The 24,823-nt window shown below is 63.9% G+C and carries 23 protein-coding genes; 6 read left to right on the top strand and 17 right to left on the bottom strand.

What is annotated here, in order from left to right; translation table 11 throughout:
• Positions 1 to 10 precede the first annotated feature (10 nt).
• The 6 genes from KI242_RS18465 to KI242_RS18440 all read right to left on the bottom strand — a co-directional run bounded on the left by KI242_RS18465 (position 11) and on the right by KI242_RS18440 (position 5,537).
• Positions 11 to 559: a GNAT family N-acetyltransferase gene (locus KI242_RS18465; RefSeq protein ID WP_015635981.1), complete on the bottom strand. Its 549-nt coding sequence runs from the start codon at positions 557 to 559 to the stop codon at positions 11 to 13.
• On the bottom strand, positions 553 to 1,104 hold the full coding sequence (locus KI242_RS18460; protein WP_015635980.1) for a tail fiber protein: 552 nt from the start codon (positions 1,102 to 1,104) through the stop codon (positions 553 to 555). The genes KI242_RS18465 and KI242_RS18460 overlap by 7 nt, the downstream gene beginning before the upstream one ends.
• 27 nt (positions 1,105 to 1,131) lie before the next feature.
• Positions 1,132 to 1,716 (bottom strand): tail fiber protein, encoded by a 585-nt coding sequence (locus tag KI242_RS18455; RefSeq protein ID WP_015635979.1) that lies wholly within the window; start codon positions 1,714 to 1,716, stop codon positions 1,132 to 1,134.
• A 36-nt stretch (positions 1,717 to 1,752) separates the two neighbouring features.
• Positions 1,753 to 2,295 carry a tail fiber protein gene (locus KI242_RS18450; protein ID WP_015635978.1) on the bottom strand — a complete coding sequence of 181 codons (543 nt, stop codon included), beginning with the start codon at positions 2,293 to 2,295 and terminating at the stop codon, positions 1,753 to 1,755.
• A gap of 724 nt (positions 2,296 to 3,019) precedes the next feature.
• Positions 3,020 to 4,153, bottom strand: a complete 1,134-nt coding sequence (locus tag KI242_RS18445; RefSeq protein ID WP_011061795.1) for a branched-chain amino acid ABC transporter substrate-binding protein — start codon at positions 4,151 to 4,153, stop codon at positions 3,020 to 3,022.
• Between the two features lie 130 nt (positions 4,154 to 4,283).
• The gene (locus tag KI242_RS18440; RefSeq protein WP_015635977.1) at positions 4,284 to 5,537 is read right to left on the bottom strand and encodes a methionine gamma-lyase; all 1,254 of its coding nucleotides are present in this window, start codon (positions 5,535 to 5,537) and stop codon (positions 4,284 to 4,286) included.
• A gap of 124 nt (positions 5,538 to 5,661) precedes the next feature.
• On the opposite strand from KI242_RS18440, the gene KI242_RS18435 reads away from it, so the two are divergent.
• Entirely contained in the window at positions 5,662 to 6,132 is a 471-nt protein-coding gene (locus KI242_RS18435) for an Lrp/AsnC family transcriptional regulator (RefSeq protein ID WP_011061793.1), read from the top strand.
• A gap of 87 nt (positions 6,133 to 6,219) precedes the next feature.
• Here KI242_RS18435 and KI242_RS18430 read toward each other — a convergent pair whose 3' ends face one another.
• From KI242_RS18430 to KI242_RS18415, 4 genes are all read right to left on the bottom strand, one after another.
• Positions 6,220 to 6,729, bottom strand: a complete 510-nt coding sequence (locus tag KI242_RS18430; RefSeq protein ID WP_011061792.1) for a flavin reductase family protein — start codon at positions 6,727 to 6,729, stop codon at positions 6,220 to 6,222.
• 106 nt (positions 6,730 to 6,835) lie between these two features.
• Positions 6,836 to 7,870 (bottom strand): methionine synthase, encoded by a 1,035-nt coding sequence (locus KI242_RS18425; protein WP_212805415.1) that lies wholly within the window; start codon positions 7,868 to 7,870, stop codon positions 6,836 to 6,838.
• Positions 7,871 to 7,897: 27 nt separating this feature from the next.
• Positions 7,898 to 8,881, bottom strand: coding sequence for a DUF1852 domain-containing protein (locus KI242_RS18420; protein WP_015635975.1), 984 nt, complete (start codon positions 8,879 to 8,881; stop codon positions 7,898 to 7,900).
• Positions 8,882 to 9,234: 353 nt separating this feature from the next.
• Positions 9,235 to 10,149 (bottom strand): LysR family transcriptional regulator, encoded by a 915-nt coding sequence (locus tag KI242_RS18415; protein WP_011061789.1) that lies wholly within the window; start codon positions 10,147 to 10,149, stop codon positions 9,235 to 9,237.
• A gap of 106 nt (positions 10,150 to 10,255) precedes the next feature.
• Here KI242_RS18415 and KI242_RS18410 point away from each other — a divergent pair, with 106 nt between their 5' ends.
• The 5 genes from KI242_RS18410 to KI242_RS18390 all read left to right on the top strand — a co-directional run bounded on the left by KI242_RS18410 (position 10,256) and on the right by KI242_RS18390 (position 16,200).
• A complete protein-coding gene (locus KI242_RS18410) occupies positions 10,256 to 11,995 on the top strand; it encodes an amidohydrolase (RefSeq protein WP_212805414.1) in 1,740 nt (579 codons plus the stop codon).
• Positions 11,996 to 12,181: 186 nt separating this feature from the next.
• Positions 12,182 to 13,237 (top strand): sugar phosphate isomerase/epimerase family protein, encoded by a 1,056-nt coding sequence (locus KI242_RS18405; protein ID WP_212805413.1) that lies wholly within the window; start codon positions 12,182 to 12,184, stop codon positions 13,235 to 13,237.
• 20 nt (positions 13,238 to 13,257) lie between these two features.
• A complete protein-coding gene (locus KI242_RS18400; protein ID WP_212805412.1) occupies positions 13,258 to 14,145 on the top strand; it encodes an alpha/beta hydrolase in 888 nt (295 codons plus the stop codon).
• A gap of 144 nt (positions 14,146 to 14,289) precedes the next feature.
• Positions 14,290 to 14,889: a TetR/AcrR family transcriptional regulator gene (locus tag KI242_RS18395; protein WP_011061785.1), complete on the top strand. Its 600-nt coding sequence runs from the start codon at positions 14,290 to 14,292 to the stop codon at positions 14,887 to 14,889.
• Positions 14,890 to 15,021: 132 nt separating this feature from the next.
• Entirely contained in the window at positions 15,022 to 16,200 is a 1,179-nt protein-coding gene (locus tag KI242_RS18390; RefSeq protein ID WP_011061784.1) for a sugar transporter, read from the top strand.
• Between the two features lie 185 nt (positions 16,201 to 16,385).
• On the opposite strand, the gene KI242_RS18385 is transcribed toward KI242_RS18390, so the two are convergent.
• The 7 genes from KI242_RS18385 to KI242_RS18355 form a co-directional block, all read right to left on the bottom strand.
• Positions 16,386 to 17,600, bottom strand: coding sequence for an MFS transporter (locus KI242_RS18385; RefSeq protein WP_053159150.1), 1,215 nt, complete (start codon positions 17,598 to 17,600; stop codon positions 16,386 to 16,388).
• A 3-nt stretch (positions 17,601 to 17,603) separates the two neighbouring features.
• Positions 17,604 to 18,422 carry an ABC transporter ATP-binding protein gene (locus tag KI242_RS18380; protein WP_244868134.1) on the bottom strand — a complete coding sequence of 273 codons (819 nt, stop codon included), beginning with the start codon at positions 18,420 to 18,422 and terminating at the stop codon, positions 17,604 to 17,606.
• A gap of 8 nt (positions 18,423 to 18,430) precedes the next feature.
• Positions 18,431 to 19,498, bottom strand: coding sequence for an iron ABC transporter permease (locus KI242_RS18375; protein WP_053159148.1), 1,068 nt, complete (start codon positions 19,496 to 19,498; stop codon positions 18,431 to 18,433).
• Positions 19,495 to 20,628, bottom strand: a complete 1,134-nt coding sequence (locus KI242_RS18370) for an ABC transporter substrate-binding protein (protein WP_212805411.1) — start codon at positions 20,626 to 20,628, stop codon at positions 19,495 to 19,497. The genes KI242_RS18375 and KI242_RS18370 overlap by 4 nt, the downstream gene beginning before the upstream one ends.
• On the bottom strand, positions 20,615 to 21,496 hold the full coding sequence (locus KI242_RS18365) for a PepSY-associated TM helix domain-containing protein (RefSeq protein WP_053159145.1): 882 nt from the start codon (positions 21,494 to 21,496) through the stop codon (positions 20,615 to 20,617). Before KI242_RS18365 ends, KI242_RS18370 begins: the two co-directional genes overlap by 14 nt.
• 7 nt (positions 21,497 to 21,503) lie before the next feature.
• Positions 21,504 to 23,735, bottom strand: a complete 2,232-nt coding sequence (locus KI242_RS18360; protein WP_053159143.1) for a TonB-dependent siderophore receptor — start codon at positions 23,733 to 23,735, stop codon at positions 21,504 to 21,506.
• Between the two features lie 177 nt (positions 23,736 to 23,912).
• Positions 23,913 to 24,815 (bottom strand): AraC family transcriptional regulator, encoded by a 903-nt coding sequence (locus KI242_RS18355; protein ID WP_011061777.1) that lies wholly within the window; start codon positions 24,813 to 24,815, stop codon positions 23,913 to 23,915.
• Positions 24,816 to 24,823: the final 8 nt, after the last annotated feature.

Below are 24,823 nucleotides of genomic sequence, written 5' to 3'. Positions count from 1 at the left end.
ATCCGGGCTTTCAGGGGTTGTCCAGCTCCTCCCGAGGCAATTGCCGTGCCGGGCGCCGCATTTGCACATACAGGCCGTTTTCGTCACCGGCCAGAAACCCTAGGCGCTGGTACAGGCCCTGGGCCCGGCTGCCGAGTTCGACGCTCAGGCTACAAGAGTGGCCCTGGGTATCGGCTTCGGTCAGGATTTCCCGCAGCAATGCGCTGCCCAGGCCCAGGCCCTGGCAGTGAGGCAGCAGGGCGATATCGACGACGCGCAGGTCAGTGGCTTGCCGATGCAGGCACAGGCGGCCGATTGCTTCGCCGGCCTGTTCGATGATCAGCCACTGTGCCCCCGGGTAGTGCCGCTCATAGTGCTGGCGTTGCAGCTCGGCTTGGCTGTGCAGGAATGCGTGGCGCTGGGCGTCGCTCCAGCCGGGTACGGCACGGACCTCGGCCCAGCGGCGAGACACGAACAACTCCCGCAGGAAGGCCTGGTCGGTGGTGTTCTGCAGGCGCAGAGCGCCACCGACCGGCAGCACCGCTTGCAGGAGGGGGGCGCAGGCTGGGCTTATCACCACCTTTGTGGATACTCGCCGTTCAGGCAGATGCAATAGCGCAGCGTCAGAAAGGGTTGCATCGCATAACGCTGCGACTCGGCCTTGGCGGTGTCCATCCCGGCAGGGGCCACCGTATCGGGGTGCAGGCTGGGCCCGCCAGTGGCCTGCACTCTGGCGTTGTACAAGCGAATCCCCCGTGGTTGTGCCAGGTAGGCCGTGTTATCGGCTAGGTCCAGGGCCATGGCGTTGTCGCTACCATCCTGGGCCAATACCTGATGGGTGTGGGGGGCGAAGTTTTCCGGTTTCAAGATGGTCTTATCGCCGCCCAGTTTCTGGCCCAGGGTGCGCATGCTCAGGGTGGGGGCCTGACCCTCACCTATGGCGACGCGGCCGCGGAGATCGGGCAGATTGAAGTTGATCCCGTTACTGCCACCATAAATGTTGGCGATCACTGAATAGAGCGCTTGATACTCATTCACGAGCAACAGTCGACCGTCGCAGACGGCCCAGTCCACAGGGGCGAAGTTGAAGGGAAAAAGCCGAATTTCACCAGTAAAAGCATCCATGGTCGATCGTTCCTGAAAAAAGAGGGACTAGGGCTTCGATGGGTAGAGGCCCGTCATGCAGATGATGTAGTTGATCACCAGGGACCCCATCATGTTGCTGTGGGGGGCGACCGATTTATTGGCCACGCCCAGGGCCGGGCTGAGAAAACTCGGGTTCAAGCTGACCATTGTGGAATTGTTGGTTCCCTTGCTGTAAAGCCCGGTGACGCTGTCTGTCGGGCTTACCCGCTTGAACTTGCCGAAACTCAGGCTATTGATCGGTGGGGTGATGGCAACCGGCACGGCGGATGCCGCCTCGTTGGCACTGACCTGGAATCCATGAATATGCGGTGGCGTGTTCTCTGCTGTGAGAGTGATCTGCTCGACGCCCGCCCTCTCGGCCAGGGACCAGCTAGACAAGCCCGGTCCGCTGCCCTGACCGACAGGGGTTCTGCCGCGGTAGTCCGGGAGCTTGAAGGTGTTCCGGCCATCGCCGCCATAGGTACTGCCGATCAAGCTGAACAGGGCGTCGTTGCCCTTGACCGGCAACTCGGTGCCATTGCACAAGGCCCAGCCCTTGGGGGCGAAGTTGCCGGCAAACATACGGATCTCTCCGAGGTATGCATCAGACATATTGCTTTCCTTAGTCGTTAGGCTGTGGGCGTTTGCTTACCGAGGTGGGTAGGTACCAGTGATGGCAATGCAGAAGTTGCCGCCGATCGACGGCTGGATGTTCAACATCGGAAGGCCGGGAGGGCTCACCACCGTGGTGATGTTGAGCGTCACGTGACTTGTATCGCCGAAGGCTACATAGGTGGATCTCGAGACAGCGCCTTTGGAGTTCGAACTGATGGCGGGAATATTGCCCGCCGGCCCGGCGACACCTGCTGCGGTTGAGACGTTGGCGATATGGCTGTGGGTTGCCAGGTTGCTGGCATTCAGCGCGACCAGTTCGGTTCCGTCCATGCTGGCCAGCTCCCGCAGATCCAGCAAAGGGGCGGTCGAAGCACCGAGATTCTCCCCCAGTGCTGCCCGGCCTCGCAGGTCCGGCAGGCCGAAGGTGGTTCGGCCGTCGCCGCCGTAACGGTTGCCGAGCAGTGTTGCCAGCGCCATGTAGTCGTTTACCGCCAGCACCTGGCCCTGACACAAAAGCCAGCCTTGTGGGGCCCAGGCCCAAGGGAACAGACGAATCTCGCCGAGAAAGGGTTCCATGTTCTTCGCTCCTTGAAAAAAGGCCTGGCAGAAGTACTTTCCGCAGCTGGCAATTTGATGTTGCGCACGATATACAAAATCGAATTTAGTTAGCAAACAGTATTTCTATCCATGAAAAAAGAGGAACTACTTCCCGGTGTTAGTGGGTTTGCGGCTTATCTTTTTTTACTTGGTCGGTAACATTAAGTTCATCTTGATCGGTAACATTCGATGCGCGTCACAGTCTTGTGCTTTAACGTTTTAGTTGCTGCATAAGCGCAGCGCGGTAAGCCTCATGCCTAGCGGCTTGGCACTAAAGATACAGGCCTTGAGGCATATCGAATGCTGGCTTGCGGCGGGTGGGCGGGGGTTATTGCGCTGCTCGCGAAAGTCCTCTAGTTCGGGCTTTTCAGGCCCTTTCATCACGATCTCTAGTTGAGCGGAAGACGGCAGTCAAAAGTTCAGAAGAAAACAAGGCAGGCTAACGATCTTCCTGGGCGGGAAGCATGGGCCGCTTCCACGGGGAGGGTTCTGGAGTATAAGCAGAGGCTTTGGAAAGTGTTACCCGAAGCGGTCCTTGTTGTTACCTGTTCTTTAAGTTGTTCCCAACTAGAATACTCGGGAATTAGTGCTTTAAGTCTGGCTTGAAAGGCGTTGTTCAAGCGTTGGGCAGAGCTTCTTTCAGGCCTTGCACCTGAAACGGGTAGGGCGCCGCTGCCCTGGCAGGCGGCACCCGGTGCCCGGCTTAGAGCCCGGCGTTTTCCGCCGCTACGCTTTTCGGCTTGCCGTAGTGCCACTCATAGACCACGAACTTGAAGTCCTTGAGATCGCCTTTCTCGTCGAAGCTCAGGTCGCCGGTAGGGGTCTTGAAGGTGCCCTTGTGGATCGCCTCGGCGACTTTTTCCGGGTCTTCGCTCTTGGCTGCGGCGATGCCTCCGGCAATCACTTCCACGGCCGAGTAGGACGGCAGCACGAACGGGCCGCTGGGGTTTTCCTTCTTGGCTTCGAAGGCCTCCACCAGGGCCTTGTTGGCCGGGTCCTGGTCGAAGGACTTGGGCAGGGTCACCAGCATGCCTTCGGAAGCGTCCTTGGCGATCTGCGAGATCGAGTCGTTGCCCACGCCTTCAGGCCCCATGAAGCGTGCGGTCAGGCCCTTTTCCTTGGCCTGGCGCAACAGCAGGCCCATTTCCGGGTGGTAGCCGCCGAAGTAGACGAAATCCACATTGGCCTGCTTGAGCTTGGCCAGGATCGAGGAGTAGTCGCGTTCGCCGACGTTGATGCCTTCGAACATCGCCACCTTGATGCCTTCCTTGCCGAGGATGTCCTTGACCGAGCTGGCAATGCCTTCGCCGTACTGTTGCTTGTCGTGCAGCACCGCCACATTGGTCGGCTTGAGCTGGGCGATGTAGCGTGCCGCCGCCGGGCCCTGGGCGTTGTCCAGGCCGATGGTGCGGAACACCATCTTGTAGCCACGGGCGGTCAGCTCTGGGCTGGTGGCGGCCGGGGTGATCATCACGATGCCTTCGTCTTCGTAGATGTCCGACGCGGGCTGGGTGGAGCTGGAGCACAGGTGTCCGACCACGAACTTGACGCCGTCGTTGACCACCTTGTTGGCCACGGCGACCGCTTGCTTGGGGTCGCAGGCATCGTCGTATTCCACGGCCACCAGTTGCTTGCCGTCGACGCCACCCTTGGCGTTGATCTGCTCGATGGCCATGCGCGCGCCGCTGAACTGCATGTCACCGTATTGCGCCACCGGGCCGGTCTTGGCCCCGGCGATGCCGATCCGGATGCTGTCGGCTGCCATGGAATGGCAGGCCAGGCCGGCAAGGATCATGGCGCTGAGCAGTTGGGTGGCTTTGTTATTGATACGACTCATGGGTTGTTCCACTCCTGTGGGTTACGGTTCTAAGGGTGTTGCGGGTGTTGCGGGTGTTGCCTGGACTGCCGGCGCCCGGGCGCCGGCAGGGTGTTGTAGTCGGCTTTGCCGCCAGATGTGCTGATCCTGCTCAAGGCAGGGCCTTGCCGATCCGGCCCACGGCCTCCAGGGTGGGGCGCGCGGGTTCGGCGCTGGCGTCCAGGGCCTGGGCGATGTCGGCCAGCAGGTCGGCGATGTCTTCCAGCCCCACCGACAGCCGTACCAGGCCCTCGGCGATGCCGTGTTCGGCCCGTTCCTCCTGGGTGTAGGTGGAATGGGTCATGCTCGCCGGGTGCTGGGCCAGGGATTCGGCATCCCCCAGGCTGACCGCGCGGCTGAACAGCCCCAGGGCGTTCATGAAGCGTCGCCCGCTGGCCAGCCCGCCCTTGAGTTCGAAGGCGATCATGCCGCCGGGCAGCTTCATCTGTCTTGCGGCCAGGGCGTGTTGGGCAAAGGATGCCAGCCCCGGGTAGGCGACCCAGGCCACGGCGGGGTGGTCCTGGAGGAACTGGGCGACGGCCTGGGCGTTGGCGCAATGGCGATCCATGCGCAGGGCCAGGGTCTTGAGGCCGCGCATCAGGAGAAAAGCGTCCTGGGGCGAGAGCACCGCGCCGGTCAGGTCCTTCAGGCCCTGCAGGCGGATGCGTTCGGCCAGGGCCTGGCCGGTGACCACGATGCCGGCGGTGATGTCGCCATGGCCGCTGAGGTACTTGGTGGCCGAGTGCAGCACCAGGTCGGCGCCCAGTTCCAGCGGGCGCTGCAGGTAAGGTGTGCAGTAGGTGTTGTCCACCGCCACGAGCAGGCCGGGATGCTGGCGGGCCACCTGGGCCACGGCGGCGATGTCCACCAGTTGCATGTTGGGGTTGGCCGGGGTTTCGAAATAGATCATCCGCGTGGCCGGGCCGATGGCCGCCCGTAGCTCGCCCAGGTCGGTCAGGTCGACATGGCGTACCTTGACGCCGAATTCGCCAAGGCCGTGGTGTAGCAGGGCAAAGGTGCAACCGTACAAAGTCTGGCCGACGATGACCTCGTCGCCCGGGCGCAGCAGGGTCCACAAGGTCGCGGCAATCGCCCCCATGCCGGAGCCGAACGCCACGGCCGCTTCGCCGTTTTCCAGGGCGGCCATGCGCGCTTCCAGCAACGCCAGGGTCGGGTTGCCGATGCGGGTATAGAAGTAGCCGGGTTCTTCACCGGCAAAACAGCCGGCGCCATATTCGGCGGTGGCGAAGGTGAAGGTGGAGGTCAGGTAGATCGGCGGGATCAGCGCGCCCTGATGCTCCTGGGGGTTGTAGCCGTGATGGATGGCACGGGTGGAAAAACCAAGGTCACTGTTTTTATTGTTCATGGTGAACGCTCCCGGATTTACTCTAATGCTATGCTCAAATCCGGCGCAATAATTTCCAATATCGGCCCTTTAGAACCGAATAATTGGAATAAATAACCATAAAAATAAGATAAAAAGGTAAGACATGCCCCTCGATCTGGACCGTATCGACAAAGCCCTGCTGATCGCCCTGCAAGACAACGCCCGGCTGACCAATGCCGAGCTGGCGGACAGCGTCGCCTTGACCACCTCGCCGTGCTGGCGCCGGGTGAAGATTCTCGAAGAGAGCGGGGTGATTACCGGTTACCAGGCGATCCTCTCGCCGAAGGCGCTGGGCTATGGGGTCACCGCCTTTGTCAGCGTGATGATGGAATCCCACTCCCAGGACACCGCCCGGGCCTTCGAGCAGAGGCTGCTGGAGATCCCGGAAATCATCGCCTGCCACAACGTCTCCGGGCGCTACGACTTTCTCCTCGAAGTACTGGCCAAGGACCTGGAATCCTTCGGCGAATTCGCCCGTGAAGTGTTGCAGACCCTGCCGGCGGTGAAGGAGATCTATTCGAGCTTTTCCTTCAAGTCGGTCAAGCCGTTGCGGCAGATTCCGGTACAAGAGTGAGCGCAGGCGGGGCGCCAGCGTCCCTGCGATTCACAAGCAACCTTGCTGTCTGAAACAGGCCCTCAGCGAAGGAGTGCCGGCCAGGGTTCACACTGCGCCCGGGGCCGCGAGGTTGCAATATTGACCTTTGAAATACAGCAATGGCTGCGCAGCCGCCGCTTGCTGCAGGTTCAGCGCCTTGACTTCACCGATCACGATCAGGTGGTCACCGGCGACGTGTTCGGCATGAATTTCACAATCGAGCCAGTGCAGGCTGCCGGCAATGATCGGGTTGCCCAGCGGCGATTCCTGCCATTGAACTCCCTGCCACTTGTCCGTGCCTTTGCTTGCGAACTGGTTGGAAATCCTGACCTGCTCGCCTGAGAGGATATTGACCATGAAGCGGCCCGCCTGACGAATCTTGGGGTAGCTGGCCGAGCTGGACATGACGCTGAATGACACCAGCGGCGGGCTCATCGACACGCTATAGAACGACTGGCACGTAAAGCCGAGCGGCTCGCCATCAACCTGTGAGGTAATCACCGTGATGCCGGATGCGTAGTGCCCGAGCGCTTCGCGAAAGCGCATTGGCTCGATAGCCGTACTGGGAAGTGACATGGCGGGTCCTGAATATTGGGTACTGTCCGACAGCGCGCAGAGGGGTGAAGCGGCGGCTTTTCAATCCACCGCTTCACCCCTCTGGCACACCACTTGCGGCTTTAGCTCAGCGCAGGTTCGAGAGTTCTCTTCGGATGATTTCTGCGCCGGCACTCAAAGCCTTCAGCTTGCCCCTTGCCACGCCACGGGATAAGGGCGCCATGCCACAGTTGGTGCAGGGATAGAGCTTGTCGGCATCCACGAACTGCAATGCCTTGCGCAAGGTGTCGGCCACTTCCTCGGGTGTTTCAATGGTGTTGGAGGCCACATCAATGGCCCCGACCATCACCTTCTTGCCTCTGATGAGTTCAATGAGATCCATTGGGACATGAGAGTTGTGACATTCCAGCGAGACTATATCGATACTGGATTTCTGCAGCTTGGGGAACGCCTCTTCATATTGCCGCCACTCTGAGCCCAGGGTCTTTTTCCAGTCCGTATTGGCCTTGATGCCATAGCCATAGCAAATGTGCACCGCCGTTTCGCATTTAAGACCTTCAATGGCTCTTTCCAGGGTGGCCACTCCCCAGTCATTCACTTCATCGAAGAAGACGTTAAAGGCGGGCTCATCAAACTGGATGATATCCACGCCGGCCGCCTCCAGCTCCCTGGCTTCCTGGTTGAGGATCTTGGCGAATTCCCAGGCCAGTTTTTCGCGGCTTTTGTAATGGCTGTCATAAAGCGTGTCGATCATCGTCATCGGGCCTGGCAGCGCCCACTTTATGGGTTGCTCGGTCTGCTGGCGCAGAAACTTGGCATCTTCCACGAAAACCGGCTTCTGGCGACTGACAGCCCCCACCACCGTGGGGACGCTCGCATCATAGCGATCACGAATCCTGACGGTTTCACGTTTTGCAAAATCAACGCCGCTGAGGTGTTCGATGAACGTCGTGACAAAGTGCTGACGTGTCTGCTCGCCATCACTGACGATATCAATGCCTGCTTGCTGTTGTTCTTGCAGTGACAAGCGCAAGGCGTCCTGCTTGCCTTCAAGCAGTTCTTCCTCTTGCAACTTCCAGGGCGACCAGAGTGTTTCAGGTTGTGCAAGCCAGGAAGGTTTAGGCAAGCTGCCGGCAGTTGAAGTGGGTAACAACTTTTTCATCATGGGTGACCTTGTATTTTTGATGAGTCAAAGAGCGTAATTGGCGGACCACTGCTCAAGAATGGTCTGGTATGGCTTGATGAAGTTGTTCTCGACAAACTGCCCTTGCTCAATCGCCAGGCGGCTACGTTCTTCTCGGTCATAGACAATTCGAGTCAATGAATAGTCCTGGTGCTTCAGGCTCGGTTGATAGGATTTGCCTGCCGCAGAGTTGGCATTGTAGATCTCTGGCCGGTAAATCTTCTGGAAGGTGTCCATCGTGCTGATGGTGCTGATCAGTTCCAGGTTGGTGTAATCACTGAGCAAATCGCCGGCAAAGTAGAAAGCCAAAGGCGCAACGCTGTTGGACGGCATGAAGTAGCGAACTTTCAACCCCATCTTGTTGAAGTATTCATCTGTTAGAGAATATTCGTCCTGCTGGTATTCAATGCCCAGTACAGGGTGCTGGTTTTCAGTCCGATGGTAGGTCTTGCTGCTCGAAACGCTCAGGCAGATCACCGGTGGCTTGTTGAAGTTTTCCTTGTAAGTGCTGGAGTTGATGAAGTGCTTGAATAGCTTCCCATGCAGCTCTCCGAAGTTTTCCGGAATGCTGAACTTTGGTCGCTCCCTGTTGTGCTCCGGCAACAGCACGCTGAAGTCGTAGTCCCGTACGTAAGAGGAAAAGTTGTTTCCTACAACGCCCTCAAAGCGTTCGTTGGTCTTTCGATCGAAAATATTGGTTTTCAATATTTCAATCAGGGGGATGGCATGGCCACTGCTTCGAGTGTCGATGTCCATTTCCACGGAGATGATTTCAAGCTCGACTGCATAACGATCGCCCTTGGGGTTATCCCAATGCGCCAAGGCATTGAAGCGGTTGTCAATCATCCTCAAGGTATTGCGCAAGTTCTCTTGGCGACTCTTGCCCCTGGCCAGGTTGGCAAAGTTGGTGGTGATGCGCGTATTCTCGGACGGGTGATAATCTTCGTCGAAGCAAATGCTCTTGATGGTGAATGTGAAATCGTTGTTCATTGTGATCTGGCATCCTGATTTCCGAGATAAGTCCTGAACTTGTTTGTTGGCTTTCAGTGCTTTCCAGTTTTGTTCCTGGCTGCTTTTGCTCGGTAGTCTTTATGTTGTCTATTATTGAGGCGCATCTTATGTCGAGCTATTAATTGAGTACTAATGAATTGATTTCACCAGGTCTTTAGTCACATTCATGATGAGATATTCACTCAATCGCAAAAGCCTATTTGCCCCAGTATTCATTGCCCGGCCAAACCACTGGTTGAGGGTGTGCCTGGGCTCTGGCGCAGTCCGACCCGTGGTGGCTGCGGCAGCACTCGACAGGGCCGCCAGTGCCAGATGGGCCGGGAGCTGGCCCATCAATGCAATTGCTGCTCGTCCAGGTAGCGGTTCAGGCATTCGATGAACGCCTGGTGCTTGCGGGTCTGGCGCCGGTGGGCGGGGTAGATCACATGGATCCTCGGGCCGAACTGCTCCGGGTCCAGCTGCGCCTCGGGCAGCAGTTGCACCAGCTCGCCGCGACGCAGGTAGGGCGCGGCGCTCCACTGCGGGCACAGTTGCAGGCCCAGCCCGGCCAGTAGGGCACCGAACAGGAAATCGTAATTGTCACTGGCCAGCCGCGGCACCGGCTGGGGCACACGCTGCTGCTCGCCATTCAAGGTGAAGCGCCAGAAATGCGGGTTCAGTGCCGGGTGACGGAAGATCAGCCAGTCATGCTCGGCAAAATGCGCCGGGGTCACCGGTAAGGGCTGGCGCTGCAGATAGCGCGGGCTGGCGCAGAGCAGGATGCGGTTGGCCGTCAGCGGGCGGGCGATCAGGTCCGGCAGCTCCACCGGCCCGTCGCGCACGGCCAGGTCATAGCCGCCACTTTGCAGGTCGACGAATTCGTCGGTGAGCTCCACGTCCAGGCGCATCTGCGGGTACTGCTCAAGAAAGCCGTAGCAGGCGCCATTGAGAAAGGCCGGGGCGAAGGAGGGCGGCGCCACCAGGCGCAGGGTGCCGCACATTTCCTGCTGCAGGCGCTCGATGTCTTCCCCGGCCTGTTGCAGTTGGCGCAATACCTGCCGGGCGCTGGCCAGGTAGATATGCCCGGCCTCGGTGAGGGCGATCCGGCGTGTGGAGCGCTCCAGCAAGCGGGTGCCGAGCTGGCTCTCCAGGTGGCTCACTGCCTTGGTCAGGGCCGAGGTGGTCTTGCCCAGGCACGCGGCGGCGCGGGTGAAGCTGCCCTGATCGACCGTGGTCACGAACATGGTGATGGCGCCCAGCTGGTCCATTGCAGTCTTGCCTCTTTGGAAAGGATGGGTTGCGCGAAGCAGTATTCTTAAGCACCGGTGACTTGGCTAGTCTCTGGCGCATTCTGAGCCAAGGGTGCGAACAACCATGAAAAAGACGCTGAATATCACGCTGGCCTCGGCCCTGGCCCTGGTCTCGCTGCACAGCCAGGCCGCGGTGGACCTGGTGCTGCACAACGCCAAGGTGTTCACCGCCGAGCAGGGCCAGCCCCTGCAACAGGCGGTGGCGGTGGAGCAGGGGCGTATCGTCATGGTCGGCAGCGATGCCCAGGTGCTGGCGCTGAAGGCCCCGGGCACCCAGGTCATCGACCTGCAGGGCAAGGTGCTGATGCCGGGGTTCATCGACAGCCACAGTCATGCCATCTTCGGGGGCCTGAAGCTCAAGGCCGCCGACCTGGAAACCCAGCAACTGCCCCTGGACGAGCTGGAACAGCGCCTGCGCGGCTGGCGCGATGACGGCAAGGCGCGGCATGGCGAGATCCTCAGCGTCAGCGGTTTTCCCTCGACCTACTGGAGCCAGGTGGACGCCCTGGAACAGCGCTTCAACCAGGGCGAATGGGCCGATGTACCGATTCTGTTCGTTGGCTGGGACTACCACACCGGCTGGGCCAACCGCGCCATGCTCAAGCGCGGCGGCATAGACGCCGCGCGGGTCAAGGCGCTGCAGGGCGAGGCCCAGGCCACCATCGGCCATCACCCGGACAGCAGCCCCAACGGTTTTGTCGCCGATGCCGGGCTCTCGGCCCTGACCTCGCAACTGCCGCCGCCGAGCTTCGAGCAGTTGCTCGACGCTGGGCGCGCCGCCCGCGACCTCAACCTGAGCCTGGGCATCACCGCGCTGATGGACCCGGCGGCCAACGCCACCCCGGGCGACGCGCTGTTCGCCATGCATCCCACGGCCCAGACCGTCGGTGTGCTGCCGGTGTACAAGGCGCTGGCGCAGAAGGGCGAGCTGACCCTGCGGGTCGCGGCCCTGATGGTGGCCAATCCCAAGAGCCGCCCGGCGGACCTGGAGGTGCTGGAGCAGGTGCGCCAGCAGTTCCTCGGGGTGCCGAACCTGAGCCTGCCGGGGATCAAGATCTTCGCCGACGGTGTCGCCGAGTTTCCGGCGCAGACCGCTTCCCTGCTGACCCCCTACAAGAACTCGAAGAAGGACGGCGAACTGCTGATCGACCCGGCGCATTTCGGCGAGCTGGTCAGCGCCGCCGATGCCCGTGGCTGGCTGGTGCATGTGCATGCCATTGGCGACCGCGCAGTGCGCGAATCCCTCAACGGCATCGAGCAGGCGCGGCGTGATCGCCAGAGTGGAGTGGTGCACTCCATCACCCACTTGCAGATGGTCAACCCCAAGGAGTTCGCCCGCTTCAAGCCACTGGACGTGATCGCCTCCATGCAGCTGTACTGGGCCGCCGCCGATGAGCTGAGCATCGATTTGCTCCAGCCCTACATCAGCGCCATGCAGTTCCAGTTCATGTACCCGGCCCGCTCGCTGCTGAAGAACGGCGCCACCATCGCCGGGGCCAGCGACTGGCCGGTAAGCACCCCGGAACCCTGGAAGGCCATCGCCCAGGCCATCAACCGCAAGGGGCCCAAGGGCGTGTTGAACAAGGACGAAGGCATCGACCGGGAAACCCTGTTCTACGCCTACACCCGCAACGCCGCGCGGGCCATTGGCCTGGAGCAGCAGATCGGCAGCCTGGCCCCGGGCAAGCAGGCCGACCTGATCGTTCTTGACCGCGATGTGTTCCAGGTGCCCCAGGAGCAACTGGCGCAAACCCAGGTGCTCAAGACCTACTTTGCCGGGCGTGAGGTGTACCGTCGGCCGTGATTCTGCGGTGATGCAGAGCGGACCCGCGATCTTGATCGCGGGTTTTTTTTGCCGACGCCTTCGCTGGCAAGCCAGCTCCTACAGGTGATCAGCTCGTCTCCAAGCACTTTTCTGCACGCCGATGATTGACGCGGCAACGGTGCCTCCCTATTCTTTGTCGACCAACAAAGAATAGGGAGCAATTCGATGAAAACCCTCAAGGGCCCCAGCTTGCACCTGGCACAATTCAGTGCCGATACCGCACCCTTCAACAGTCTGCCGGGCGTTGCCCAATGGGCCGCCGACCTGGGTTTCAAGGCGCTGCAGATCCCTGCCTGGGATGCGCGGTTGTTCGACGTCGCCACGGCGGCCGAGAGCCAGGACTACTGCGATGAACTCAAGGGCCAGCTGGCGCAGAAGGGCCTGCAGATCAGCGAGCTGACCAGCCATATCTTCGGCCAGCTGGTGGCGGTGCACCCGGCCTACGATGCGATGTGCGACAACTTCGCGCCGCCAGCGCTGCGGGGCAATCCGCAAGCCAGAACGGCCTGGGCCATGGAGCAGATGAAGCTGGCGGCCAAGGCTTCGCGCCGCCTGGGGCTGAGTGAGCTGGGGACCTTTTCCGGGTCCCTGGCCTGGCCTTATCTGTTTCCCTTTCCCCAGCGCCCCGAGGGCCTGATCGAGACGGCGTTCGACGAGCTGGCGCGGCGCTGGCGGCCGATCCTCGATGCCTGCGACGAGCAGGGGGTCAACCTGTGCTACGAGATCCACCCCAGCGAGGACTTGCACGACGGCACCAGCTTCGAACGCTTCTATGAATTGGTGGACCATCACCCGCGTTGCAACATCCTCTTCGACCCCAGCCACTTCGTGCTGCAACAGCTGGACTACCTGAGTTACCTGGACATCTACCACGAGCGCATCCGCATGTTTCATGTCAAGGATGCCGAGTTCAATCCCAGCGGCCGCCAGGGCATCTACGGCGGCTACAGCGCCTGGGTCGAGCGCGCCGGGCGCTTCCGCTCCCTGGGCGATGGCCAGGTGGACTTCAAGGGGATCTTTTCCAAGCTGGCGCAATACGACTACCCGGGCTGGGCGACCCTGGAATGGGAGTGCTGCCTCAAGGATCAGGAAGACGGTGCCCGGGAAGGTGTCGAGTTCATCAACCGGCACATGATCCAGGTCACCGAGCGCATCTTCGACGACTTCGCCGGCGCGCAGATCGACCGCCAACAGATCAACGCCATGCTCGGCATTGCCTGACCCTTCAGCGAGAACACACCATGAATGCTTTGACTGACACCCTCCAGGCCGACAGCCTCGACCTGGTTCACCGCTATGTGCGCGTCGATGGCCAGCGCATCCACTGTGTCACCGCCGGCACGGGCCGGCCGGTGCTGCTGATTCCCGGCTGGCCGCAGACCTGGTACGCCTGGCGTCAGGTGATCCAGGCCCTGGCTGCCCAAGGCTTCCAGGCCATTGCCGTGGACCCGCCGGGCAGCGGCCAGTCCGACCGCCCTGAGCACGGCTACGACACCGGCCATGTGGCCGGGGTGCTGCACCAGGTGATGGGGCAGTTGGGTTTCGAGCGCTACAGCGTGGTCGGCCACGACGTCGGCATGTGGATCGCCTACGCCTTGGCCTGCGACCATCCGCAGGCGGTGGAGCGCCTGGCGCTGACCGAGGCGGTGATCCCCGGGCTGGCGGATGCACCACCGATTTTCGTCGCGCCGGAGCAGAACATCTTTCTCTGGCACTTCATGTTCAACCAGCTGCGGGATTTGCCGGAAGCCTTGATCGCCGGGCGCGAGCGGGCCTATCTGAATTACATCTTCGACCACTGGTCCCATCGCCGCGAGGCGGTGGCCGCCGAAGTCTACATCGAGGCCTACGCTGCCCCGGGCGGGTTGCGCGCAGGCTTCGCCTATTACCGGGCGATCCCCGAGACGGTGCGCCAGAATCAGCTGCGCGCGCAGCGGCCGCTGACCATGCCGGTGCTGGCCATTGGTGCCGAGCACGCCACCAACGATGCACCTCTGCTGACCCTGCAGGGCCATGCCAATGACCTGCGCGGGGCCATTGTCGAGGACTGCGGGCACTTCATCATGGAAGAGGCACCGGAGGAATTTCTCGCGCTGCTGCTGCCGTTTCTGCAGGAGGGCCGTGACTGAGGCAGGGCGCAGGCAAGGCCGCGGCCACGGAAATTGGCCGCGGCCGGCGCAAATCTAATATCATTTCGTCCCGGCGCCCTGCGCCAACCGGCTGTTCGGGCTCAACCGAGCGCCTTCCCTGTCCCGACGAGATACCCGACCCCCATGGCTGGAAGACCCCGCGAATTCGACCGTCACCAGGCACTGCGCCAGGCGCTCGAACTGTTCTGGCGCCGTGGTTTCGAAACCACCTCCATGGCCGACCTGGTGGCGGCCCTGGGCATCGCCTCGGCGCGCATCTATGCCGCCTTCGGCTCCAAGGAGGCGTTGTTTCGCGAGGCCATCGAGCTGTACGAAAGCCAGGAAGGCGGTTTCGCCGACCTGGCCCTGCAAGAGCCCTGCGCCTACGTCGCCATCGAGCGCATGCTGCAAGAAGCGGTGGCACTCTACACCCGGGCCGACGGCCCCCGTGGCTGCATGGTGGTGGCCTCGGCGGTGAACTGCTCAAGCGACAACGACAGCGTGCGCGAATGGCTGGCCGAACATCGCCGGGCGCGTACCGCAAGCATTATCCAGCGCCTGGAAGCCGCGCAGCAGGCGGGTGAATTGCCCGGCCACAGCGATGCAACTTCCCTGGGCGATTATTACTCTACGGTGCTCCACGGGCTGTCGGTGCAAGCCCGCGACGGCGTCAGTGCGGCGCGCCTGCTGCAGGGCGTGGCGCTGGCCATGCAGGTCTTTGCGCGAACCGCCCAAGGGAATTGAAGCGGCGCTGCACCCTGGCTCCGCCTGGGAGCCTTTGCCCGCAATCCGGGAGCAGCGATGCTGGCCCGGGTTGTGCATTTTTTCAGCGGGTCCCGGACCCGTTCCATCATCGAAAGAGTATGACGCCCCCCCATGAGTGATTCCGCGGCGACACCCCAAGGCAACTGGCAGCCGGTCATCGCGCTGGCGTTGGCGGCCTTTGTCTTCAACACCACCGAGTTCGTGCCGGTGGGCCTGCTCAGCGCCATTGGCGCCAGCTTCGACCTGCCCACCGAGCGGGTCGGTCTGATGCTCACCATCTACGCCTGGATCGTGTCCCTGACCTCGCTGCCGGTGATGCTGCTGACCCGCAACATCGAACGGCGCAAGCTGCTCACGGTGCTGTTCGGGCTGTTTATCGTCAGCCATGTGTTCTCCAGCCTGGCCAGCAACTTCGGCCTGCTGATGCTCAGCCGCATCGGCGTGGCCCTGGCCCATGCACTGTTCTGGTCCATCACCGCGTCCCTGGCGGTGCGCCTGGCGCCGCCGGGCAAGCAGGTGCAGGCCCTCGGGCTGCTGGCCACCGGCACCTCACTGGCCATGGTCCTGGGCATTCCCCTGGGCCGCTTGCTGGGCGAGGCCCTGGGCTGGCGCACCACGTTCAGCGTGATCGCGGCCATGGCCGGCCTGCTGGTGCTGTGGCTGATCCGCACCTTGCCGCTGCTGCCGAGCCAGAACTCCGGTTCCCTGCGCAGCCTGCCGCTGCTGTTCAAGCGCCCGGCGCTGGTGGCGATCTATGTGCTTACCGCCCTGGTGGTGACGGCGCAGTTCACCGCCTACAGCTACATCGAGCCCTTCATCAAGGTGGCGGCGGGCCTGGGGGGCGAGGTGGTGACCCTGGTCCTGCTGGTGTTCGGCGGCGCCGGGATCATCGGCTCGCTGCTGTTCAGCTGGCTGCACCGCCACAGCCCCCAGGGGTTTCTACTGACCGCGGTGGCGCTGCTGGCGCTGTGCCTGAGCCTGCTGTTGCCGCTCAATGGCCACGTCTGGTCGCTGGTGGCCCTGAGTGTGTTCTGGGGCATGGCGATCATGGGCTTCGGCCTGGCCCTGCAATCCAAGGTGCTGGTACTGGCGCCGGACGCCACCGACGTGGCCATGGCGATGTTCTCCGGCATCTACAACATCGGCATTGGCGGCGGTGCGCTGCTGGGCAGTTGGGTCGGCGGGCAGCTGGGCTTTGCCTATGTCGGCCTGGCGGGTGGCGCCCTGGCGACCCTGGCCTTGCTGTTGTACAGCCTGGCCCTGGGCCGCATGAGCCGCACCAGCGTGTAGCCGCTGCCGCAGGCTGCGAACGGTCTGGGCGGCACTCCGTCGCAGGGACGCGGCGATCTTGAGGCCGATAGAGGTTCGGCGGTCGATCGTCAAGCAAGGTCCCGCGGACCTTTGCGCAGCTTCGCGAGCTCGGCAGCGGCTACAGGGTCGCAGGGTTTCGACAATGCGCGCCGTTCGCCCGTAGGTTACCGGCGTCGGGCTACGGGCCAGCAGGCCACCAGTACGAGCAGCAGCGCCGCCAGCAGGTAGGGCAGGCGTGGCTCCAGCCCGTAGATCAGGGTCCCGGCCAGGGGCCCGACCACTACCCCCAGGCCCTGGGCCGCGCCGATGGAGCCGGCCGTGGCGCCTTGTTCGGCGGCGTCCACCGAGTTGCTGGCCAGGGCGGCGAAGGAGGGGAAGATCCAGCCCATGCCGGCGGCCGAAACAAAGAACCCCAGCCACAGCACCCAGGCCTGGGCCGCGAGAATGCTGGTGACAAAGCCCAGCGCCGCCACCAGGGCGCCGATGCGGATCATCCGCAGCGGCGGCCATTCCAGTTTGCGCACCACCAGTTGCGAGGCGATCAGCGCCACCCCCACCAGGGTCAGGGAAATGCCGGCGGTCTGCGCCGCGTCGGCCGGGCTCATGCCCAGGCGGTCGAGGGCGAAGAAGCCCACGGTGATCTGCGCCATGGCCACGCACAGCATCGAGACGAACGCCACCACCAGCGGCCGGCGCAGGCGCGGATCGCCCAGGCTCACCGGCTTGGGCGGCTGCTTGAGGTGCAGTTCCTGGCGCGGCAGCCGTGCCTTGAGGAAGGCGAAGCCCAGCAGCGGCAACACCGCCAGCGCATAGAACGGCAGGCTCAGGCTGTGGCGCGCCAGCAATGCGGCAAGCGCCGGCCCCAGGACCAGCCCGCAGGCGTTGGCCGCCCCCAGGGACGCCATGGCCCGGGCGCGATGCTCGGGTTCGATGTTGTCGGCGATCAGCGCATAGCCGCCCACCGGGATTGCCGCATAGAACACCCCGATCAGGCCGCGGCCCAGCAGCAACCCGGCAAACGCCAGCAGCGCCGAAGGCAGGGCGTGCAGCGCCACGTCGATAAACAGGCTGAGGGCGAGAAAGGCCAGGGTAAAGCCGCCGGTGCCTAGCAGCAGGATGCGCCGCCGACCGAGGCGGTCACTGGCCCGGCCCCAGGGGCGGGCCAGGAGCATCCAGATCACCCCGGAGACGGTCACCGCCATCCCCGCCTGCCAGGTGGCCAGGCCGAGAATCCGCGCAATGGGGCCGATCAGCGAAACGAACGCCATCATCGCCATGGTGCAGGCCAGGTTGGCCACCAGCAGCGGGCGCAGGTCGAAGGCCGGGGCGGCCTGGGGCGTGTCCAGGGTGTCGAGGGGCAGCTGTTGAGCGTTGGTCATGGTTTATCCCAGGGCTGAGTGAGAGGGCAGGCGGCCGTCGACCATCACCAGCGGTCGACCGCGTACCTGTTCCAGGCTGGCGTCGACGCCGTAGACGTCGCGCAGCAGTTGTGGGTTGATCACCTCCAGGGCCGGCCCGGCGGCGGCCAGGCGGCCATGGTGCAGCACCACCACCTGCTGGCTGAAACCCAGGGCCAGGTTGATGTCGTGGACCACCACCAGGGTGATCAACTGGCGCTCGCGGGTGGCCCGGGTGATGGCTTCCACTACCTGGCACTGGTGGTACAGGTCCAGGGCGCTGGTGGGTTCGTCCAGCAGCAGCACCCGGGGCTGGCGCACCAGGGCCTGGGCCAGGCCCACCAGTTGGCGCTGGCCACCGGAGAGGGCGTCGATCGGGCGGTCGGCCAGGGCGGTGAGGTCCAGGTCCTGCAGCACTTGCTCGACCCCCTGCAACACCGCCGCGCTGGGCCGGCCAGGGGCGAAACCGCCAGTGCGATGCCCGGCCATGGCAGCGCTGAGCACTGCTTCGAAGGCGCACAGGCGGGTACGTTCCGGCAGGCTCTGGGGCAGGTAGACGATGTGCTGCGCCCGTTCCACCTGGGGCAGGCGGTTGAGGTCGACGCCGTCCAGCAGTACCTGGCCCGAGGTCTTGTGCAACCCGGCGATGCCCCGCAGCAGGGTCGACTTGCCCGCCGCGTTGGGGCCGATCAGCGCGGTCACGCTGCCCCCGGCCAGGGGCGGCAGGGCCACGTCGCACAGCACCTGGCGGTTGCCGTAGTGCATGTTCAGGCCGGCGGTGCACAGGCCGGCGTTGGAGGACACAAGCGGCTTCACAGGACACCTCGACGGTTGCGCATGACGATGGCCATGAAGAAGGGAATGCCCACCAGGGCGGTGACGATACCCACCGGAATCAGCACCCCGGGGATCAGCGCCTTGCTGGCGATGGAGGCCATGGACAGGATCAGCCCGCCGCTGAGCACGCTGGCCGGCAGGAACAGCCGATGGTCTTCGCCCACCAGCAGGCGGGCGATGTGCGGGGCGATCAGGCCGATAAAGCCGATGGTGCCTACAAAGGACACCGCCAGGGCCGACAGCAGGCTGATGCGCAACAGTGACAGCAGGCGCAGGCGGCCAACGTCGATGCCGAAGCTGCGGGCCCGTTCCTCGCCCAGGGTCAGGGCGGTCAGGGCCCAGCTCTGGCGCAGGGAGAAGGGCAGGCACAGCAACAGCGCCAGGGCCAGTACCGCGAGCTTTTCCCAGGAGGCCCGGGCCAGGCTGCCCAGGGTCCAGAACACCAGTTGCTGCAGGCTGTCCTGGGTGGCGACGAATTGCAGCAGCGCCACCAGGGCATTGAAGGCGAACACCAGGGCGATGCCGAACAGCACCAGGCTTTCCACGCCGAAGCCGCGCCAGCGTGCCAGCAGGTACAGCAAGGCCACCGAGGCCAGGGCGAAGAGGAAGGCGTTGGCCGAGATCAGGTACTGCGCCGGCACCCCGGGAAGGCCCAGGCCGAGGACGATGGCCAGGGCTGCGCCAAAGGCTGCGGCCGCGGACACGCCGAGGGTGAAGGGGCTGGCCAGGGGGTTATCGAGCACGGTCTGCATCTCCGCCCCGGCCAGGGCCAGGGCGGCCCCCACCAGCACCGCCATCAGGGCGTAGGGCAGGCGCACGTTCCACACGATCACCGCTTCCACCCGGGGCATCGAGCCCGGGTCCCAGAGCACCTGCAGCAGGCGCGACAGGCTCATCCCCGAAGGCCCGGTGGTGATGTCCAGGGCCAGGGACAGCAGCAGGGCCAGGGCCAGCCCGCCCAACAGCAGCACCCGGCGGCCATGGCGCCTTTGGTAGTGCCCTGAGGCAACGCGCTCCTGCACGTCGGTAGCAGCCTGGGTCATGGCGCCAGACTCGTGGCAAACACGCCGCTGGCGGGAATCGGCATGAAGCGCTGGTACAGCTCGCGGCGGGTCTGGTCCGGGTCCAGGTCCTTGAACAGTTCAGGGTGCAGCCACTTGGCCAGGGCCTGGACCGCGATCAGGTGCTCCGGCGAGTCGTAGAAAATGTGCCACAGGCCGTGCACATTGCCCTCGCGCACCGCCCGCAACTCGTTCAGCGGTGGGCGCTGGGCGGCCTGGCGCAGGCTGTCCCGAGCCTGTTGCAGGGTGGCGGAGTAACCCAGGGTCACGCCGCCCTGGCCGGCGGCAAAGACCCCGGTGGCCACGTAAACGTCCGGGTCGCTGGAGAGGATGTACTCCACGTTGAGCACACCAATGGGGCCGGGTATGCGCCCGTCGGCAATGTTGCGCCCGCCCGCCAGCTTGATCATCTCGCCGAAGTTGCCGGTGCCCGGCGAGCCGCAGCAGTCCTGCAGCCCGGCGAGCATGTCGATGAAGATCTTCGGCTGCTTGACGGTGCTGGCCTTGGCCAGGGTCTGGGTGACCTTGGCCAGGGACTGCTGATAGAAGGCAATGAATTCCTTGGCCCGCTGCTCACGGCCCAGGGCCTGGCCCAGCAGGCGCATGCTGGGCACGGTGTTGCTCAGGGGATGGTCGCTGAAGTCGACGAAGATCACCGCCACCCCGGCGGCCTCCAGCTGTTTCACCGCCTCGCTGTCGGGGCTCGGCCCATGGCCGCCGCTCAGGGCCATGATCGCCAGGTCCGGGTGCACCGCCAGGGCCTTTTCGACGCTGAAGGTCTCGGCCGAGGTGCCGCCCACCAGCGGCACCTTGTCGGCCTGGGGGAAGACCTTGTGATAGGCCTCGTAGCCCTGCACGTCGAGGCCGCGAAAGTCCCCTTGCCAACCGGCGAGACGGGCGAACGGGTTCTGGCCTTCGAGCAGCGACAGGGAATAGATCATCCGGCCTTCGCCGAGCAGGATGTGCTCGACCTTCTCCGGCACCTGGACCTGGCGTCCGGCCAGATCGGTGAGGGTCGCGGCGCTGGCCGTGGCGGCCCATAGCAGGCCCAGGGGCAGCAGGCCGAGCAAGAGCCCGCGCTGGGCGCGGCGCAAGAAATCACGGTGTGTCATGGCTAGTTTCCTTGAACGATTGGACGGCCCGGCGGGCAGCGCGCTTGCGCCACCACAGCAGCAGGCCGGTGAGGTACAGAAGGGGTAACGAAATGCCGCAGAGAAAAGCCAGCCAGGCGCCGGGGGTGCCCAGCAGCAAGTGGCCATGGGCGGCGGAAAACAGCGGCTTGATCGCCATCGGCTGGGCGCCGGGCCAGGTGAAGAGGTCCGGGCGTGCCAGCCAGGCACCGCTGCCGGCAATCAGCAGCAGCGGCAGGCACAGCCAGGCCGCCGCCACGTTGTGCCATTCCCGCAGGCGCCGGTTGCCCCGGCTGCCGGGACGCAGGCTGGCGGCCTTCCACCAACTGCGCCGGCCCGGCCACCACAGGTACAGGCCACTGCCCAGGGAGCCCAGCAGCGCCAGGCCACAGAGCAGCACCAGGTTCGAACCCCAGGCTGGCGGCAGCAGCAGGCTGCGGTGCAGCGCCACCAGCTTGGCCAGCCACAGGTCCTCGAAGACGAAGAAGCCCCGGGGTTCGCCGCTATAAGGATCGATCATGGCGATGCCGGTGCCGGGACGCTCCTTGAGGGCCCCGAAGACGATCACATTGTCCGATTCGAGAAAGCCCTGGCGCGGTGGGGCTGCGCCGAAGACCTTGTGCAGTTGCGGGTAGGCGTCGGAGGCGGCCCTGATCCAGGCGTCCTGTTGCAGCAGCGTGCCATGCTCGCCAGGGGCCAGTTGCAGCATCTGCGCACCGACCTCCCAGCGCAGGATCGGCCCCTTGAGCTCCAGCAGCGAACCACTGAGGCCCAGCAGCGCGAGGAACAGCCCCAGGCACAGGGCCAGCCAGCGGTGCAGCCTGAGCCAGATATCACGCATGGACAGCATCGGCGGCTTACCAGCGATAGCGCAGGCTGGCGATGACACTGCGGTCATAACCGGCGCTGCAATTGGTCAGCGAGCAGCCTTCGTAATAGTGCTTGTCGGTGAGGTTGGTGGCATTCACCGCCAGGCGCAGGCCCTTGGCCGCCGGGATCAGCTTGTCGAAGTCGTAGTGCACCGCCGCGTCCAGCAAGGTGTAGGAGGGCACGCGCTGGGTGTTGGCGGCATCGGCCTCGGTGGAGCCGATGTAACGCACCCCGGCGCCGAAGCCCAGGCCGCTCAGGGGGCCTTCGGGCAAGGTGTAGTCGGCCCACAGCGAGGCCATTTTTTCCGGGGTGTCGGTGGGGCGTTTGCCCTTCTCCAGCGGGTTGTTGCTCTTGCTCACCTCGGCGTCGTTGTAGGTCAGCGCCGCCAGCAGGTCCAGGCCCCGGGCCAGGCTGGCCTTGCCTTCGAGCTCGATGCCGCGCACGTTGATCTCGCCGGTCTGGATCTTGTTCAGGCGTTCGGCCGGGTCGGTGGTCAGGACGTTTTCCTGGGTCAGGTCGAACAGCGACAGGGTGATGTAGCTGTCGATGCCCGGCGGCTGGTACTTGACCCCTACTTCCGATTGCTTGGCGCTGGTGGGCTTGTACGGCGTGCCGTAGAAGTTGGTGCCCAGCACCGGGTCGAAGGACGTGGAGTAGCTGATGTAGGGCGCCAGGCCGTTGTCCGCCAGGTACACCAGCCCGGTGCGGTAGGTGAACTTTTCGTTGTCCTGCTTGCTGCCGCTGTCGTTCATGCGGTTATCGGTTCGGGCGCTGGAGCGGTCCTGGCGTCCGCCGACGGTGAGCACCCAATGCTCATCGAAGGTGAACTGCTGCTGGGCGTAGACCCCGACCTGATCGGCGCGCTGCACGGTGTTGGTGAAGGGGGGGCTGGGGTCGAACACGCCGCCGTGCACCGGGTTATAGATGTCGATGGGCGAAGCCGAGCCGCCGCGCAGGTAGTAGTCCTCGCGGGTGCGCCGGTAGTCGATCCCCAAAAGCGACACCATTTGCGTGCTGCCCAGGTTCCAGCGGGCCTGGGCATTGTTGTCCAGGGAGTAGGTGTCGCCGACGATGCGAAAGCGATAGGCAGCGCGGTTCAGGGTGCGCAGGTCCGGAGCCAGGGACATGCCGCTGGCGGTGTTGGTCAGCAGGTTGACGTGGCCGTAGCGGGCGCTGGAATTGAGGCTCCAGACGTCATTCAGGCGGTGCTCCAGCAGGTAGCCCAGGGAGTACTGGGTGCGGTCGTTGTCCAGCCCCGGTTCATCGAGGAAGACGTTGTGCCTGACCTTGCCATTGGGGTTGCCAAGCAGGGTGCCCTGGGCCGGCAGGAACACCCGCGGCGCGCCGAACGTGTCCTGGGTGTAGTCGGCCAGGAGGGTCAGGCTGGTGTCGTCGTTGGGCTTCCAGGTGAAGGAGGGCGCGAAGTACTGTTTGTCGTCCTTGATGTGATCGAACTGGGTGCCGCTGTCGCGCTCCAGGCCCACCAGGCGATAGAGGAATTGCCCTTCATCATCCAGCGGCCCGCTGAAGTCGAACTGGCCCTGGGCTCGGTCGAAGCTGCCCCCCTGGATCTGCACTTCATGGAAGGGCTTGTCCAGCGGGCGCTTGCTGATCTGGTTGACCACGCCCCCCGGCGAGTTCTGCCCGAACAGCACCGAGGCCGGGCCCTTGAGCACATCGATGCGCTCCAGGCCATAGGCTTCGACCTTGGGCCAGGCCTGGGCGGTATTGCCCTTGAGGCCATCGCGGAGCATGCCGGTGGTGACGTCGAAACCGCGGATCGAGAGGGTGTCGAAGCGCTGGCTGGCGGCGGTGGTATTGGCCTGGACCCCGGCGGTGTAGCGCAGCGCCTCGTTCACCGACTGCACCTGCTGGGCATCCATCTGGTCACGGGTGATCACGGAGATCGACTGGGGAATTTCGCTCAGGCTGGCATCGGTCTTGGTTCCGCTGAGGCTGCGCTTGGCCACGTAACCGGCCTGCGGCCCGGTGGCGGAGTCGGGCTGGGTGGCGCTGATCACGCTGGTGTCCAGGGTCAGGGCGTGGTCCTGGTCGGTATCGCCATCGGCGGCCAGCGCGGCGCCGGCCTGGGTCAGCGAGAGGCCCAGGGCCAGGCCGTGGATCAGGCACGCCAGCGGGTTGCGGCCCAGAGCCGGACGCGAGACCACACAATTGACGGGACAACCTGAGGTGTTTCGGTGCGCAACGCGGCTACCCATGCTTCACTCCGTGATGGGGATTAAATGAGAATGCAAACGTATCTCATTTGTGAGCTTGGGTTGCCGGCTAAAACTTTGGCTTGAGCGACCATTTCTTTCGTTTGCGGTACGGCGCGGGGAGGGCGCCCGGATCACCAGGCGCAGCTTTGGATGGAGCAGGCTCGAGCAGGAGCGGGCTCAACGCAAGGACTTGGGCGACACCCCGAAGCGCTTGCGAAAGGCCGTGGAGAAATGCGCCGGGCTGTAGCCGACCCGATAAGCCGCGCTGGAGACATTGGTCTCGCCACTGGCGAGCAAGCGATAGGCTTCGCCCAGGCGCTGCTCCTGCAGGTAGGCATAGACGCTGGTGCCAAACACCTGACGGAAACCGGCGGTGAGCTTGCGCGGGTTCAGGCCCACCTGGCGCGACAGCTCCGACAGCGAAGGCGAATCCTGCAATGAGTTGAGCAGCAGGTCACGGGCGGCATGGATGCGCTCGATGTCCGCCGAGCTGCATGGGCTGTCCTGCAGTGGCCTGGATTCGGCCTGGGCGAGAATCCCCTCGACCCCCAGGGCGGTGAGTTCCAGGGCCTTGCCACCCAGGTAGAAGGAGCGGGTCGGGCCCTGCAGCGGGCAGGTGAAGATCTGTTGCGCCAGGGCCAGCAGCGGTTTGCTCGCCGGCTGGCAGAACAGCATCGGGCCGCCGCCGCGCTGATCGAGCAGGCGCTCGGGTTCCAGGCCGACATTGCGGATCGAGGGGAAGTCCAGCTGCACCGTGGTGTAGCGCACCGGCACGCCGCTGGCGAACAGGTGGTCGCCGCAGTGCTCGCCCTGGTTGGCCACGGCGCACAGGGTCGGCCCGCGGATCTCCACTTCGGGCTGGCCTTCGACCCGGCAATTGAGCTGGCCGCTGAGCACCAGGATGATTTTCAGGCCTTCCCAGAGCGGCTCCTGCATCCACATCTGGCTGTCCATCAGCACGGTCCCGGTGGAGAGGGTGACCTCCGGGACTACAGCGGCCGACCCGGTGTGCTGCGGGTTGGGAAAGTGCAGGGTGGAATCCCTTTTGACAGGCTGCGGCGCAGCGTTGGGGCTGAGCATGGCGAACT

The sequence above is a fragment of the Pseudomonas sp. Eqa60 genome (genome assembly GCF_018326405.1).
Taxonomy (GTDB): Bacteria; Pseudomonadota; Gammaproteobacteria; order Pseudomonadales; family Pseudomonadaceae; genus Aquipseudomonas; species Aquipseudomonas protegens.
Note: the sequence above shows the minus strand (reverse complement) of the source record. Positions and strands in the feature narration are given on the sequence as shown.

Coding starts and splice junctions, on each gene's coding strand:
- KI242_RS18370 (WP_212805411.1), bottom strand. CDS start 20,628: ATGACACACCGTGATTTCTTGCGCCGCGCCCAGCGCGGGCTCTTGCTC.
- KI242_RS18415 (WP_011061789.1), bottom strand. CDS start 10,149: ATGGACCAGCTGGGCGCCATCACCATGTTCGTGACCACGGTCGATCAG.
- KI242_RS18385 (WP_053159150.1), bottom strand. CDS start 17,600: ATGACCAACGCTCAACAGCTGCCCCTCGACACCCTGGACACGCCCCAG.
- KI242_RS18420 (WP_015635975.1), bottom strand. CDS start 8,881: ATGAACAACGATTTCACATTCACCATCAAGAGCATTTGCTTCGACGAA.
- KI242_RS18450 (WP_015635978.1), bottom strand. CDS start 2,295: ATGGAACCCTTTCTCGGCGAGATTCGTCTGTTCCCTTGGGCCTGGGCC.
- KI242_RS18445 (WP_011061795.1), bottom strand. CDS start 4,153: ATGAGTCGTATCAATAACAAAGCCACCCAACTGCTCAGCGCCATGATC.
- KI242_RS18455 (WP_015635979.1), bottom strand. CDS start 1,716: ATGTCTGATGCATACCTCGGAGAGATCCGTATGTTTGCCGGCAACTTC.
- KI242_RS18395 (WP_011061785.1), top strand. CDS start 14,290: ATGGCTGGAAGACCCCGCGAATTCGACCGTCACCAGGCACTGCGCCAG.
- KI242_RS18390 (WP_011061784.1), top strand. CDS start 15,022: ATGAGTGATTCCGCGGCGACACCCCAAGGCAACTGGCAGCCGGTCATC.
- KI242_RS18435 (WP_011061793.1), top strand. CDS start 5,662: ATGCCCCTCGATCTGGACCGTATCGACAAAGCCCTGCTGATCGCCCTG.
- KI242_RS18375 (WP_053159148.1), bottom strand. CDS start 19,498: ATGACCCAGGCTGCTACCGACGTGCAGGAGCGCGTTGCCTCAGGGCAC.
- KI242_RS18365 (WP_053159145.1), bottom strand. CDS start 21,496: ATGCTGTCCATGCGTGATATCTGGCTCAGGCTGCACCGCTGGCTGGCC.
- KI242_RS18410 (WP_212805414.1), top strand. CDS start 10,256: ATGAAAAAGACGCTGAATATCACGCTGGCCTCGGCCCTGGCCCTGGTC.
- KI242_RS18430 (WP_011061792.1), bottom strand. CDS start 6,729: ATGTCACTTCCCAGTACGGCTATCGAGCCAATGCGCTTTCGCGAAGCG.
- KI242_RS18355 (WP_011061777.1), bottom strand. CDS start 24,815: ATGCTCAGCCCCAACGCTGCGCCGCAGCCTGTCAAAAGGGATTCCACC.
- KI242_RS18460 (WP_015635980.1), bottom strand. CDS start 1,104: ATGGATGCTTTTACTGGTGAAATTCGGCTTTTTCCCTTCAACTTCGCC.
- KI242_RS18405 (WP_212805413.1), top strand. CDS start 12,182: ATGAAAACCCTCAAGGGCCCCAGCTTGCACCTGGCACAATTCAGTGCC.
- KI242_RS18425 (WP_212805415.1), bottom strand. CDS start 7,870: ATGAAAAAGTTGTTACCCACTTCAACTGCCGGCAGCTTGCCTAAACCT.
- KI242_RS18440 (WP_015635977.1), bottom strand. CDS start 5,537: ATGAACAATAAAAACAGTGACCTTGGTTTTTCCACCCGTGCCATCCAT.
- KI242_RS18400 (WP_212805412.1), top strand. CDS start 13,258: ATGAATGCTTTGACTGACACCCTCCAGGCCGACAGCCTCGACCTGGTT.
- KI242_RS18360 (WP_053159143.1), bottom strand. CDS start 23,735: ATGGGTAGCCGCGTTGCGCACCGAAACACCTCAGGTTGTCCCGTCAAT.